The sequence below is a fragment of the Halomonas sp. TG39a genome, from assembly GCF_000744395.1.
Classification (GTDB): Bacteria; Pseudomonadota; Gammaproteobacteria; order Pseudomonadales; family Halomonadaceae; genus Vreelandella; species Vreelandella ventosae_B.
This window is the reverse complement of record NZ_JQLV01000001.1, coordinates 3,098,013-3,110,494: the sequence shown is the minus strand read 5'-3', so window position 1 is coordinate 3,110,494 and position 12,482 is coordinate 3,098,013. Positions and strand designations below refer to the sequence as shown.

Below are 12,482 nucleotides of genomic sequence, written 5' to 3'. Positions count from 1 at the left end.
CTCCTCTCTGGGGCAGGCTAGAAACATCTAAGCATTAGCTTAACGATGCCAGAAAATTTGCATCCAACGGGTCTATATCCCGCCCGGTCATCAGCTCGGCTTGGCGCCAGATGCCGCCCAGATCCTGCACAATCTCGCGTTTGCCTGTTGCGCTGGCAATCACAAAGCTGGACGCCTGAAAATCCTCGAGCACTAGACGATGTGGCTTGAGTACGCGGTTGATTAGTTCTGCCCGATAGGCCCTGGCACGGCGACGCTCGTAATGAGCCTGTTCAGGGTCTTCAATGTGAGTGCTCCAGTGGTTTTCACCGCCGAATACGCCGCATAATCCGCACATAACAGCTCCTTTAACAGTTGATTCAGAGTGGCAACGGGCCTATTGGGTGGCAACCGGGATGCCCAAGTGATCGCTGGCGGCAAGCGCTACTCTTATGAGTGCCTCATCTTCTCCGCAAGGCGCCGTTAGCTGGATGCTGGTGTGCTGCTGGTTCTCGTCCACACCGCTGGGCAGTGCGATAGCGGGGGAGTCCAGCAGGCTTGCCACCATGCTTAGCCGCAACGTGGCGAGATTCACTTCAGCGAAACGCTCTGGGTTATCTTCCAAAGGGGCAAGGAGGGGTGCCGTGTGAGCAACCGTGGGTGAGAGTAGCGTCGCCCCGGCGAGTTCACGGCGAAGCTGCGCTTGCAGTGACCTGCGCTGGCGATAAAGCGTCACTATGCTGTCCGGTGCCATCTTCTGCGCACTCAATAATCGCTGCCGAACCCTTGGATCCATAGCCTCTGCAGCGTCACTTTCCAACAGCTCACGGTACTCGGTGTAAGCTTCTGCTGCGCCCAGCCAGCCGTGATGTTGAATGAGGTGCAGGGTGTCGCTCACGCTGGCAAGCTTTCGTCTGACCAGGTGAAAGCCAGCATTAATAAGCTGCTTGGCGCTGCGTTCCAGGTTTTGCCGCACGGCTTCTTCGATACGCTCATCGTCCAGGTAGGCGGTATCCAGCACGATGACCGTGCGCTCGGGGTCAGCACCCTCCCGCGCTGTGACCTCTTCTCCTCGCATGACATCGTCGATGGCCAGGCAGTCTTCCAAGGAATTAGCGATGACACCAATGGTGTCCAGACTATGGGCTAGGGGAGTGACGCCTTGCCGACTATGGCGAGCCTGGGATGGGCGATAGGATGCCAGACCATTAAAGGCGGCAGGTACACGAAGCGAGCCTGCCGTATCGGTTCCGATTGCTGCAGGGACGATACCCTTGGCAACGGCCACTGCTGAGCCGGAGCTGGAGCCGCCGGGCACCCTGGGTTCTCCGGTACCCGGCGTATGGTGAGGCGTGCCATAGTTCGGGTTCAGCCCCAGGCCTGAGTAGGCCAGTTCAGTTAAATTGGTCTTGCCCAGGCATACCATGCCAGCCGCTGTCGCATGGCGAACCGCCGTGGCATCGTACGTAGAGGGCTTTTCGGCGAGCACTCGGCTGCCAGCAGTCGTCACTGTCCCAGCTATATCGAACAGATCCTTCCAGGCGATCGGGACACCATCGAGCGGCCCTAGCGAAGCGCCGTGCGCTTGGCGCCGAGCAGCGGCTTCGGCCTCGAACATGGCGCGCTCCGCAGTGAGCGATATAAAAACTGAGTCACTGTCTTTAGCCGCCACCAGGCATTGCCGCGTCAGCATGACCGGGTCGAGCTTGCCATGTTTGATGGCTTCGCCGATGGCAAGGGCAGTACTTGGATAATGGGCCATAAAAAAGTCCCCCGAGTTAGTCGATTGGCGCTGTAGCGACGATGAAGGCCAACTTAGCGATCTTCACGCTTAAGCGCAGAGGTCGGGATGTCGTCGGTCGTCAGGCGCTCGAAGCGTTTCTGCTCGGTGTAGACCCAATTAAGACCTACTGATGTCGCCAGAAAACGATCATCAAAATTGCTCTCTAGCTCTTCTTGAGGATAGCGACGCAGGATCCAGGTTTTCATCAGTATCACGTACACCACCAACGCGGTGATAAAACCAACGGCATAGGCGTACTCTAGGAATATGAGTGCCATGGCCCCGCCAGCCAGCCAGGCGATAATGCCAGCTGGATTGAAGCCGTTGAAAAAGCGGAACTGGCCTGCGGGATCGTACAAGGCGGGCACATTAAGGCGACGGTGCCGCAAAATATAGTAATCCGCGACCATGATGCCGCCGACAGCGGAGAGTACCGCGCCATAGTAGCTAAGGAAGGTAAACAAATTGTTCAGAATCAGCCAAGGCATGGAAGCGGTGCCGATGATACCGGCGATGACCAAGGCGACAGGATAGCTAATACGAGGTGCACCGGCATTGACGAAGGTAAGGGCGGCCGGAATCAGGTTGGCGGCATTATTGGTAGACCACTGAGCCAATATCACCATGGCTAATAGTGCCACCATGGTGAAGCCCCCGCCCTGGCCTTGAATGACGGTGACGGGGTTCCAGTCACCTGCCGCGATAAAGGACACGCCACCAATCAACGCAACCCAGGCCTGGGTCGCAGGTAAGGCCAGAAACTGTGCGACGAAGACGTTGCGATTGCGGGCGAAGAAGCTGCGTTGTCCTCCTGGCGTGCGTAGGAAGCGGGTCAAGTTGGGAATATCCACCGCTAGTGCTGACCAAAAAGCCATGTTGGCGAAGAACAGCGCCAAAGGCACTACTTGTTGATCGCCAACAAACGTCCAGATATTGATGCCGTTGGTCTCAGCTAACACGTTGAGCGTGAAGTACATCCAGACTGAGATGGCGACGATGCAGGGGGCGGCGATAGAGGCCAGTAATTCTACTGCGCGAATGCCGAGAGCGGTGTTGACGATCTGCACTACCGCGAAAAGCACATACCACAATACCCAATTATCAAACCCCCACAGGTACTCCACAATGCCGTTAAGGGCCAGGGCGCCGAGGTAAGTTTGTACACCGAACCAAATGGCAGCGACCACGCCCCTGGAGACCGCAGGAAGATGCGTGCCCTTGAGCCCAAAGGGGGCGCGTAAGTAGACGGCAAAAGAGAGACCGTGTTCTGTACCAATATCAGCGGTAAGACTCATGACGATGCCAAGCACAAGGTTGGCAAAAAAGATGATAGCCACGACCTGAATCAGTGGTAGGCCAGCAACACCCCCCGCGCCGAGTTGGAAGGTGGCAATGATGACGGCCATCCCAATCCACAACCATATAAAACCAAAGAATCCAATCGTTCGCTGGTTCAGCCAGACCGGCAAAATGGAGGCTTCCAGCAAGTTCTTGTGGCTATTGTCTGATCCAGCCGACGTTGCTGATTCGTTGATATGTTTTGTATGTCCCATTGCATTGTTCCCCTGAATTGTTGGTAGTCAGTTTTGGTGACAATGGCGTGCTCATTTTTAAAGTTATAAAATGTAGTATGGATACAAAAAACATTATCTGGCAAGTGGCGTGCTGTAATTCTACGGCGCAGACTGGCGTTAAATAATCTAATATTTTGTTTTGCATGGAAAAAATTACACGAAATCTTGGTGAGTATCAGTTTGAGGGTGTTTGGCAGGCTGTTGCCGGTTTTGCTCGGCTCAAAAGGCGGGGTGGGAAGTGTTAAGATATAACAATTTACGTGTATCTTTGCCTTGATGGTGGTAGCTAAGTAGGACTTGGTAATAACTAGGGAAGGATAAGTTTGTGGAGGATGTGGTTCTGACCATTGACGATAGTTCTAACAGCGTTCAAGAAGGGCAAGCTCCACGCTATGCCAAGATTCAAGAATCGTTACGCGATGCCATTCTGTCTCAGCGTTTGCCGCCCAGCTTGGTGCTGCTTGAGGGGCCGCTTGCGAGGATGTATGGAACCAGTCGTGGGCCAGTACGCAAGGCGCTTGAGCTATTGCATCAAGAGGGGGTGATAAGTCGCTTTGAGGGGCGTGGCTTTTTGGCGACGCCGGAGCCTGAAACGGTAACGCCGGAGCGTCAGACGCTGACACCGGAGATGTTGGGGCTAGCCCCTGACTATAAGTCCCAGATCGATGCCCGTCCGATATCTGATCGTATATATGCCGAGGTGGAGGAGGCTGTTGCTACTTGCTTAGCCTTTGGTCACTTTCGCATCGTTGAGACGACGCTGAGTGAATATTATGGCGTCAGTCGTACCGTCGCCAGGCAAGTGTTGGGACGCCTTCGTAACCAAAGGTTGGTAGAAAAAGATAATTACTCGCACTGGTTGGCGGGGCCCCTTACTGCCCAGGCAGTGGCTGAAGATTTCGAAATTCGTGCTCTGCTTGAGCCGGCGGCTCTTAGGGCTTCAGGCCCTCTGCTGGATAAAGCTGAACTAGAGGCCATGAAAGCAAACACTCAGCGCTTGATTGACCATCCTGAACTACAGAGTGCGGAATCGATCACACACCTTGAGCAAGATTTGCATCAGCGATGCCTGCGTCATTACCGAAACCGCAAGGCTTGCGAGATGATTGCTCAGAGCCAACTGCCGGTCATCGTAAACCGTATGTTTTTTCAAACGGTCGGTGTGCCCCCGAACGAGCCCCTTTTGAGGGAGCATCAGTTGGTGCTTGATCATCTATTGTTTGGTGCTTTCGATGCTGCCGCTTCAAGTTTACAAGCCCATCTCCAGGCGGCTGCCGAGCGTACCCGGCGCCGGCTAAAGGTATTGTCAGTTTTTCCAGAGCCAGACCTCCCGCCTTACCTGCTCAAAATTTCTTGAGCCGCTCTCTTTGAACGCCCCTGTTGTCCTGTTAAAGCGCTAGCTACTTGCGATAAGGGCAGTTTCTAGCGCTTTGGGCTCTCTTCTGAAACGTAACCTGGATTTAAAAGTCAAAAAAATGCCCAATTTTGGGGCGTTTCCATAGTTTTCAGCTCTCCTTCAAAAATTTGCTGCACCATGCAGTCTAGGTTTTTGCTGTCAAAGTTCATGAATTTATCGAGCTTATAGCCTTATTTTCGGGTTTTTTAGCGATTTTTTGCCTTTTTGGTGCGGTTTGAAACGATGCATTGAGCATTTTTGGGTGTCGATAATACTTCATTGACAAAAATGACTGTTGTGTCCAATCTTCAATTTATGGCGTTTGGTGACAGTGATCATTCGCCTGCTGCAAGCACACCATGACCAAGTATTAATAACGAGGTGTTCAAAATGGCTAAAAAAGAGATTCTCTGCGCATTTGGTGTTGACGTTGATGCCGTCGCTGGCTGGCTGGGGTCGTACGGTGGTGAGGATTCGCCCGACGATATTTCCCGCGGTTTGTTTGCTGGTGAAGTGGGGGCGCCGCGTCTGCTTAAACTGTTTGAGCGATACAACCTGAAGACGACCTGGTTCATTCCCGGCCACAGCATTGAGACCTTTCCAGAGCAGATGAAAGCGGTCGTTGATGCTGGTCACGAGGTTGGCGTTCATGGCTATAGTCACGAAAACCCGATCGCCATGACGCGAGAGCAAGAGCGGGACGTGCTGGACTACAACATTGAGCTGGTCACCAAGCTATCCGGTAAGCGACCGACAGGCTATGTGGCCCCGTGGTGGGAGTTTAGTCCGGTCACCAATGAGCTTTTACTTGAGCGTGGCATTAAGTATGACCACAGCTTAATGCACAATGATTTCCACCCCTATTACGTTCGCGTCGGCGACTCCTGGACAAAGATTGATTACTCCAAGCCTGCAAAGGAATGGATGAAGCCGCTGGTTCGCGGCGAGGAAACCGATTTGATCGAGATTCCTGCCAACTGGTATCTCGATGACCTCCCACCGATGATGTTCATCAAAAAGTCGCCTAACAGTCATGGTTTTGTTAGCCCACGCCACTTGGGTGAAATGTGGCAAGACCAGTTTGATTGGGTCTACCGCGAGAACGACTACGCGGTGTTTACCATGACCATTCACCCTGATGTTTCGGGCCGCCCTCAAGTGCTGATGATGCTTGAGCGTCTGATTGAGCATATGCAGAGCCATGAGGGTGTGCGCTTCTGTACCTTCGATGAGATCGCTGATGACTTCGCTAAGCGCAGCCCGCGTAGTTGAAGTCGATAAGCATTATTAATAATACAAAACGATAATTGAAAAGAGGGTGAAGTCGATGGCCGAGCCAAATTCAAATACGACTTCCGAGGCAAGTCAGCACGCTGATGAGCCCTGGAATGCTGTCATCACTAAAAAACAGATCGGCTATGCCTCGCTGGTTTGTTTCATTGCCTGGGTGGCGTCGGTCTACGACTACACCCTGTTTGGAACATTGCTTCCTGTCATTGCTGAGGATTTTGGTTGGAGTGCGGCTAAAGCCACTGCCATTAACACCTTTGCAACGATAGGCGTATTTTTGGTTTCGCTGGTAGTCGGCTTCATGCTTGACCGTTATGGGCGCAAGAAAACGCTGATTTTACTGGTGATTGGTGGAGCAGTGAGTTCTGGGCTATCGGGTGTCGCCATAGGAGCGGCTTCGATGGTTATTATTCGCGCCTTCTCTGGCTTTGCGGTTTCAGAAGAGGTAGTCAACGCCGTTTATCTCAATGAGATCTATAAGAAGGCCAAGGGTCGGGGCTTCATGTACAGCCTTGTACAGAGTGGCTGGCCTGTGGGTGCTCTACTAGCTGCAGGTATGACCTCATTGTTATTGCCCATCGTGGGCTGGCGCGGCAGCTTCTTTGTTGCCGCTTGTGCCTCGATTATCGTGATCGTGATGGCAGTCAAGTTGCCTGAATCGCCCGTGTTTGCGGCTATTAAAGAAGTAGAGCGTCGTCGTAAGGCTGGAGACGCAGAAGGCGCAGCAAAGTTGGCTGCTGAGCAAGATATTGAGGTCGACACTGGAAACAATCTGGGTCTAAAAGGGGTTTTTTCACCAGAATTGCGCCGTCATACCATCTCGCTATCGTTGGTTTGGCTATTCAGTTGGATGGCAATTCAAGTCTTCGCTGTGCTGGGTACCACCGTACTAGTTGAAGCGAAGGGGGTTAGTTTTGAAAACTCTCTTTACGTGTTGATTCTGGCTAACGCCGTTGGCTTTGTCGGCTATCTGAGCCATGGCTGGATGGGAGATCGTATCGGCCGCCGTAACACCGTGCTGATGGGGTTCCTGCTGGGCGGTTTAGCCAGCATCGTTATGTTGCTTGGCCCAGCGGATGACAGCTTTATCTACATGATGTACGCCATCACACTGTTTTTCCTGCTTGGCCCTTTTGCGGCAATTCTGTTCTATATGGGCGAATCTTTCCCTGCGCACGTTCGTGGTACGGGGACTAACGTGGCTCACGTAATGGCCCCGGTAGGCGCGATTATTGGTTCCGGCTTGGTTTCCATACTGCTGACGATTGGCGTCAGTATGATTTGGGCAGCGATTTTGGCGGGCTCTTTGCCATTAGTTCTCAGTGGCTTGTTGATGTTCGGTACGCGCCATGTGGATCACCTCGAAAATGACCCAATAGAGGAGGCTGTGGCATGAGCGTATTAGCGCGCGACGATGGTTTGGCAGGCAAGGTGGCTATCATCTCAGGTGCCGCTAGCGGCATTGGGCAAGCCCTTGCCGTCAGCTATGCCAAGGCTGGCGTTAAGGTAGTGGCAGGCTACTACCCGAACGACCCCCATGATGTAGAGGAAACGGTTTCCGCGGTAAAAGCCATTGGCGGAGAGTGTGTGGCGGTTGCCTTAGATGTGAGAGATGCCAATCAATGTGATCACTTTGCGCAGCAGGCTATCGACACCTTTGGTGCCCTACACATCGTTGTTGCCGGTGCTGGCATTCTACGCCAGGCACCCTTAGGTGAGCTTACCGATCAAGCATGGGACGACATGCTATCAGTCGACTTGACGGGGGTAATGAGAGTCTTCCGTAGCGCTTCCAAGTTAATGCAGGAAGGCGGCGCTATGGTGGCTATTTCCTCTATCGCAGGGGGCGTGTATGGGTGGGATAACCACGCCCATTATGCGGCAGCCAAAAGTGGCTTAGTGGGCTTAGTAAAGTCTCTGGCAGTTGAGCTAGCCCCCCGAGGTATTCGTGTTAATACCCTGATTCCAGGACTGATCGAGACGCCTCAGTCTTTGGATCCCGTTAATTCGCTGGGGCCTGACGGCTTAGCGGCAGCCGGTAAATCAATTCCTTTAGGGCGTGTGGGGTATGCCGATGAAGCAGCCCGTACTGCGCGTTTTCTGAGCAGTGACGATGCAGCCTACGTAACAGGCCAGCAACTGGTGGTCGATGGTGGCTTGACCGTGCGTTGGCCGAGCTAATCGTTTGCCTATGAAGCGAGGAGACATCCTCGCTTCTTTTATTTAATAAGCTGGGTGATCCTTATGTCTAAAAAACTTCAGAGACAAGTTGCTCTTGTCGTGGGTGGTGCTAGCGGTATCGGCCGGGCTATTGCGGAGTGTTTTCATGCGGAAGGCGCCACCGTTGCTTTGGCTGATCGCAATCTTGAGGCATGTGAAGAAATAGCATTATTACTCGGGGAAAGTGCAACGCATCATGGTGTCGATGTCGCTGATGAAGCTTCTGTAAAGTCGATGGTTGATGAGGTGATAAATCATCACCAAGTTATCGATGTGCTGGTCAACTGTGCGGGCATTTTGGATGAAACGCCTTTCTTAGACATGTCTGCTGAGACGTTCGATCGAATGATCAGTATTAATCTGCGCGGTGCTTTCTTGGTGGGACGCTATGTTGCCGAGCAGATGGTGAAGCGAAAAAGCGGCCGGATCATCAATATTTCCTCCCAGCTAGCGCTCAAAGGGGGAGTGGGTTTATCTCACTATTGCTCAGCGAAGGCTGGGCTATTGGGGCTTACTAAATCGATGGCTAGAGAGTTAGCACCTTATGGGATTCTTACCAATGCCATCGCACCAGGCCCTATTTTAACCCCGATGTTAGAAGGGCTTAGTAAAGAGTGGGTGGCCAATAAAGAAGCCGAACTTCCTCTCGGTCGGTTTGGAACAGCAGAAGAAGTGGCGCCCACGGCGCTTATGCTCGCTGCCTCTCCCGATGGCGATCTTTACCTTGGGCAAACGCTCGGGCCTAACAGTGGCGACGTCATGTAGCGGGCTGAAAATAGACTTATGCTAAGCCTTATTCTTGTAAAGTGGTTTTCCACCACGTTGGTGGTGGTCTGCGTATCGCTTGCAGCCGTTCGCCTGGGCCCCAAGATCGGAGGTGTTTTGGCAGGTACGCCAATAGTGCTGGGCCCTGGCTTCTTTTTTATGATTCGTGAGCAATCTGACCCCTTCGTCGCTGATGCAGCACTGGGCTCTTTGCATGCTATGTTGGCGACGTTGATGTTCTGTCTTAGCTATGTGCTGCTGGCTAAGAGATTGGGGGCTTTTGCGAGTGTTGCTTGCTCTGCACTTATTTGGTTACTGGCTGCAGCAATAGCGGATCAGCTACCAGGAGGCGTTTTCTTCGCGTTGGCGCTTTTTGGTGCAACGTTACTTTTTTCGCGGGTTTACATTAATTCAATTGGGCTTTCTTCCAAAACCGTTTCGGCACCCGTACGCTGGGTAGACTTACTCATTCGCGGGGTATTAGCGGGAGGTGTTGTCTGCTTGGCGACAATTCTGTTGGTTAATGTCGACCCTGCTGTCTCGGGTATTGTGCTGAGTTTCCCCATCGGCATGTTAACCATTGCTCTGACTCTTCATCAGCGATATGGGGTTGAAGTAGCGCGTGTTACGTTAGCCAATACGCAGCTTGGAATGCTCAGCTTAGTAGCGTTTAGTGCTGTGTTGAGTGCAAGTGTAGAATTGTTTCCTTCCAGTTTTGCATTTTGGCTTTCATTGTTTTTATCTCTTTTCGTTAGCACTTTTCTATGGCTTTTTAGTAGATGGGGGGATAGTGGCAAAGTTGTTTGTAAGTCCTGAGGAGAAGCCCAACGTGGTGAGCAAGGCAATCCTGGGAACCCCTCAGCTCACTCGTTCCCTAGGAACCTGACGCAGATGGCTAGCCGTTTGTCCGCCAGGCAGGGCGGCAATCATATCAGCCGCTTCTAGCAGTTTCGGTAGGTCAATACCGGTGGCTACTCCGCCGCCATGTAGGGCATATAACAAATCCTCTGTGGCGGTGTTGCCCGTGGCGCCCGGCGCGAATGGGCAGCCACCAAGTCCTGCGCAAGCGGTGTCGACTGCTGTGGCGCCATGGCTTATGGCGAAAAGGGCATTCGCTACCCCCATGCCAAACGTATTATGGCCGTGGAAGGCCCAGTTCACTCCTGCCCTGGCATGTCGTTCGCGCAATTGCGTGAAATAGTCGGCTACTTGGTAGGGTGTGGCTCGTCCGGTCGTGTCACAAAGCGCTACCTCTAGGGGCAAGTCCCCAATAAGCTCAAGTGCGGCGCTGAGAATACGATCAACCTGTTGCCAGCTAATGGTGCCTTCGAAGGGGCAGTCGAAGCTGGTGCCAAGGTCAAGGCGCAGTCGGCTGCCTTCGGTGCGGCGCATACGCTCAATCACCCTGTTCAGTTCTTGTATCGATTCATCAGGACTGCTTCGTACATTGCTTTTGTTATGGGATTCCGACACCGATACGACATAAACAACCTCGCGAATGCCGTGCTCCAACGCTAGTTCTGCACCCTTGAGGTTGGGCACCAGGGCAGAGAAGCGCACATCTTGCCGGTCAGCAAACGCCTTTACTAACTTGCCGGTATCGGCCATTTGGGGAATGGCCTTGGGGCTTACGAAAGAGCCAATCTCCAAGCGAGTGACGCCTGCATCGAGTAGCGCCTGTATACAGCGCTGTTTATCGACAGTGGGCAGTATGTTGCGTATCGATTGAAAACCGTCTCGTGGTGCAACCTCGACAAGTTCAATACTGGATGGCGGCGATAGGGGCGTCATTATCTGTTCTCCGCTGGTTGCTCCAAAGAGTGACGAAGGCGATTAGCCATGCGAGGTTACCTCTTCATGATGGCTCTTTATGATGGCTCTTTATGATGATTAGGACGAAAGCGCTTAGCGGCACGGGCAGCGTCAATGAGGAATTGTACCCCCAGGGCGGCGAAGCCGATGGGTAGCAGTGCATAGGGGTAAACCATTGGCGTTCCTAGCGAGCTTGAAACACGTTCGCTGTACTCAAACGCCTGCATCGTCATGATGCCGCCACGCCATACGAGAATTATGCAAAACAGCATGCCCAACAGGCCCGTCGTCAGGTCGATGAAGGCGCGGATACGCGTTGGCAGCTTATCTTTAAAGAAGGTAATACGGATATGGGCGTCGTGACGCTGTGCTTCGGCGGCGCCAATCACCGCTAGGTAAACCAGGAGAAAGGAGTTGATCTCCAGGCTCCAGCTAGTGGGGGCCGCGAAGACATATCGCATGGTGGCGTCATAGCAGATAGACACCATCATGAAGACCAACACTGCCATGGATGTCCAGCGTAGAACGGCCAATAGGCCGTCCCAGCTACGCATTGCCATTGTTGTCATTTCACTCTCCCTTAAGCGTTGCCAAGGGCCAGCGCGATGGCGCGATCGCCGACCTCCTCACCGACTTCTTCCTTCCAGTGATCCCAGACGTCCTGGACGCCGGCATTGAAGGCTTCAAGGTCTTCATCGGAAGGCTCGATAATCTCCACCCCGGCCTCCTCAATCTGGGGCCAGTACTCGTTGGGATAAATGTCGTTGTTGCAGTGCTCAATGAAGTTCTCGTCGTACCAGTCAGCTGCCTGCTGTAGTACGGCGCGCGCCTCGTCGTCAAGGTTGTCCCAGGTGTCCCGCAGCATGAAGGGAGCAACCGAGAAACCGGTGATCGGCAGCTTGTAACAGACCTGCAACTGCTCCTGGAGGCTGCGGCCGATCACCGTTGAGATATTGAATACCCCTGCGTCTACGGTTCCCCGTTGCAGTGCCATGTAGGTCTCGGAAGAAGGAATACGGGTCGCCCCCACGCTGTAAGGCTCAAAGGCCTTGGTGGCCTCAAAACCGACGATGCGAATCTTCTTCCCGCGTACATCCTCAAGGCGGCGGATGGGGCTAGCCTCGGTGCTCCATAGATACTCCGGTTCAAGGATGCCGCCACCGGAGGTGAGCATGTAGAGGTTGTCCTCTGCCAATACCTCGTTGATCAGCTCCATCAGCGGGCTTCCCTGGCGCAGGCGCTCCGGATGGCGATAGAGCTCGCCCACTACCCCAGGCAAACCGGTGACGCCCAGTATCGGGATAGAGCGGGTGACGTAGGAGAAGGTATGGAACATGAAGTCGATGCTGCGCGCTCGCAGCGCTGGTAACTGTTCGTCTACCTTGAGCAGTTGACCGGAGTCGTAAAACTCCACCGAGAGGGTATCGCCTCCCTGCTCTTTGAGCATCTCCACGAAGCGATTGGAGCCATAGGTCAATGCTTTGTAGGAGTCGGGCAGGTAGGTGACGCCCGTCAGCGTGGTGGCGGCGTAGCTGCGGGGGGCCAGCAGGCTATGGGTGCCAAACAGCGTGGCACCGGCGGTGGCGAAGGTGCCGTACTTTAGAACTTGGCGGCGAGACAGTGTCATGGTGAATCTCCTGATTGTTGTTGTAAGAATCTGCAG

The 12,482-nt window shown here is 53.5% G+C and carries 12 protein-coding genes; 6 read left to right on the top strand and 6 right to left on the bottom strand.

Going from position 1 to position 12,482, the window contains the following annotated elements; genetic code table 11:
* Nucleotides 1–34 precede the first annotated feature (34 nt).
* The 3 genes from U738_RS13885 to U738_RS13875 are packed head-to-tail and all read right to left on the bottom strand — an operon-like array spanning nucleotide 35 to nucleotide 3,315.
* Nucleotides 35–337, bottom strand: coding sequence for a hypothetical protein (locus tag U738_RS13885; RefSeq protein WP_035581522.1), 303 nt, complete (start codon nucleotides 335–337; stop codon nucleotides 35–37).
* 39 nt (nucleotides 338–376) lie between these two features.
* A complete protein-coding gene (locus tag U738_RS13880; RefSeq protein WP_050712952.1) occupies nucleotides 377–1,741 on the bottom strand; it encodes an amidase family protein in 1,365 nt (454 codons plus the stop codon).
* A 53-nt stretch (nucleotides 1,742–1,794) separates the two neighbouring features.
* Nucleotides 1,795–3,315 carry an NCS1 family transporter gene (locus U738_RS13875; protein ID WP_035581520.1) on the bottom strand — a complete coding sequence of 507 codons (1,521 nt, stop codon included), beginning with the start codon at nucleotides 3,313–3,315 and terminating at the stop codon, nucleotides 1,795–1,797.
* A gap of 346 nt (nucleotides 3,316–3,661) precedes the next feature.
* Between U738_RS13875 and U738_RS13870 the strand changes: the two genes are divergently transcribed.
* From U738_RS13870 to U738_RS13845, 6 genes are all read left to right on the top strand, one after another.
* Nucleotides 3,662–4,693, top strand: a complete 1,032-nt coding sequence (locus tag U738_RS13870; RefSeq protein WP_200882489.1) for a GntR family transcriptional regulator — start codon at nucleotides 3,662–3,664, stop codon at nucleotides 4,691–4,693.
* A gap of 429 nt (nucleotides 4,694–5,122) precedes the next feature.
* Nucleotides 5,123–6,004: a polysaccharide deacetylase family protein gene (locus U738_RS13865; RefSeq protein ID WP_027957865.1), complete on the top strand. Its 882-nt coding sequence runs from the start codon at nucleotides 5,123–5,125 to the stop codon at nucleotides 6,002–6,004.
* A 55-nt stretch (nucleotides 6,005–6,059) separates the two neighbouring features.
* A complete protein-coding gene (locus U738_RS13860; RefSeq protein WP_035581518.1) occupies nucleotides 6,060–7,418 on the top strand; it encodes an MFS transporter in 1,359 nt (452 codons plus the stop codon).
* Nucleotides 7,415–8,203 carry an SDR family NAD(P)-dependent oxidoreductase gene (locus tag U738_RS13855; protein WP_050712955.1) on the top strand — a complete coding sequence of 263 codons (789 nt, stop codon included), beginning with the start codon at nucleotides 7,415–7,417 and terminating at the stop codon, nucleotides 8,201–8,203. Before U738_RS13860 ends, U738_RS13855 begins: the two co-directional genes overlap by 4 nt.
* Nucleotides 8,204–8,266: 63 nt before the next feature.
* Nucleotides 8,267–9,007 (top strand): SDR family NAD(P)-dependent oxidoreductase, encoded by a 741-nt coding sequence (locus U738_RS13850; RefSeq protein WP_035581516.1) that lies wholly within the window; start codon nucleotides 8,267–8,269, stop codon nucleotides 9,005–9,007.
* 18 nt (nucleotides 9,008–9,025) lie between these two features.
* The gene (locus U738_RS13845; RefSeq protein WP_035581514.1) at nucleotides 9,026–9,823 is read left to right on the top strand and encodes a hypothetical protein; all 798 of its coding nucleotides are present in this window, start codon (nucleotides 9,026–9,028) and stop codon (nucleotides 9,821–9,823) included.
* A gap of 42 nt (nucleotides 9,824–9,865) precedes the next feature.
* On the opposite strand, the gene U738_RS13840 is transcribed toward U738_RS13845, so the two are convergent.
* The 3 genes from U738_RS13840 to U738_RS13830 form a co-directional block, all read right to left on the bottom strand.
* A complete protein-coding gene (locus tag U738_RS13840; protein WP_035581512.1) occupies nucleotides 9,866–10,798 on the bottom strand; it encodes a hydroxymethylglutaryl-CoA lyase in 933 nt (310 codons plus the stop codon).
* A gap of 77 nt (nucleotides 10,799–10,875) precedes the next feature.
* Nucleotides 10,876–11,388, bottom strand: a complete 513-nt coding sequence (locus U738_RS13835) for a TRAP transporter small permease (protein ID WP_035581511.1) — start codon at nucleotides 11,386–11,388, stop codon at nucleotides 10,876–10,878.
* Nucleotides 11,389–11,399: 11 nt separating this feature from the next.
* Nucleotides 11,400–12,446 carry a TRAP transporter substrate-binding protein gene (locus U738_RS13830; protein ID WP_035581509.1) on the bottom strand — a complete coding sequence of 349 codons (1,047 nt, stop codon included), beginning with the start codon at nucleotides 12,444–12,446 and terminating at the stop codon, nucleotides 11,400–11,402.
* Between the last annotated feature and the right edge of the window lie 36 nt (nucleotides 12,447–12,482).

Excerpts from the sequence above, each read along its gene's own strand:
- U738_RS13885 (WP_035581522.1), bottom strand. The coding sequence starts at position 337 with ATGTGCGGATTATGCGGCGTATTCGGCGGTGAAAACCACTGGAGCACT.
- U738_RS13880 (WP_050712952.1), bottom strand. The coding sequence starts at position 1,741 with ATGGCCCATTATCCAAGTACTGCCCTTGCCATCGGCGAAGCCATCAAA.
- U738_RS13875 (WP_035581520.1), bottom strand. The coding sequence starts at position 3,315 with ATGGGACATACAAAACATATCAACGAATCAGCAACGTCGGCTGGATCA.
- U738_RS13865 (WP_027957865.1), top strand. The coding sequence starts at position 5,123 with ATGGCTAAAAAAGAGATTCTCTGCGCATTTGGTGTTGACGTTGATGCC.
- U738_RS13860 (WP_035581518.1), top strand. The coding sequence starts at position 6,060 with ATGGCCGAGCCAAATTCAAATACGACTTCCGAGGCAAGTCAGCACGCT.
- U738_RS13855 (WP_050712955.1), top strand. The coding sequence starts at position 7,415 with ATGAGCGTATTAGCGCGCGACGATGGTTTGGCAGGCAAGGTGGCTATC.
- U738_RS13850 (WP_035581516.1), top strand. The coding sequence starts at position 8,267 with ATGTCTAAAAAACTTCAGAGACAAGTTGCTCTTGTCGTGGGTGGTGCT.
- U738_RS13845 (WP_035581514.1), top strand. The coding sequence starts at position 9,026 with ATGCTAAGCCTTATTCTTGTAAAGTGGTTTTCCACCACGTTGGTGGTG.
- U738_RS13840 (WP_035581512.1), bottom strand. The coding sequence starts at position 10,798 with ATGACGCCCCTATCGCCGCCATCCAGTATTGAACTTGTCGAGGTTGCA.
- U738_RS13835 (WP_035581511.1), bottom strand. The coding sequence starts at position 11,388 with ATGACAACAATGGCAATGCGTAGCTGGGACGGCCTATTGGCCGTTCTA.
- U738_RS13830 (WP_035581509.1), bottom strand. The coding sequence starts at position 12,446 with ATGACACTGTCTCGCCGCCAAGTTCTAAAGTACGGCACCTTCGCCACC.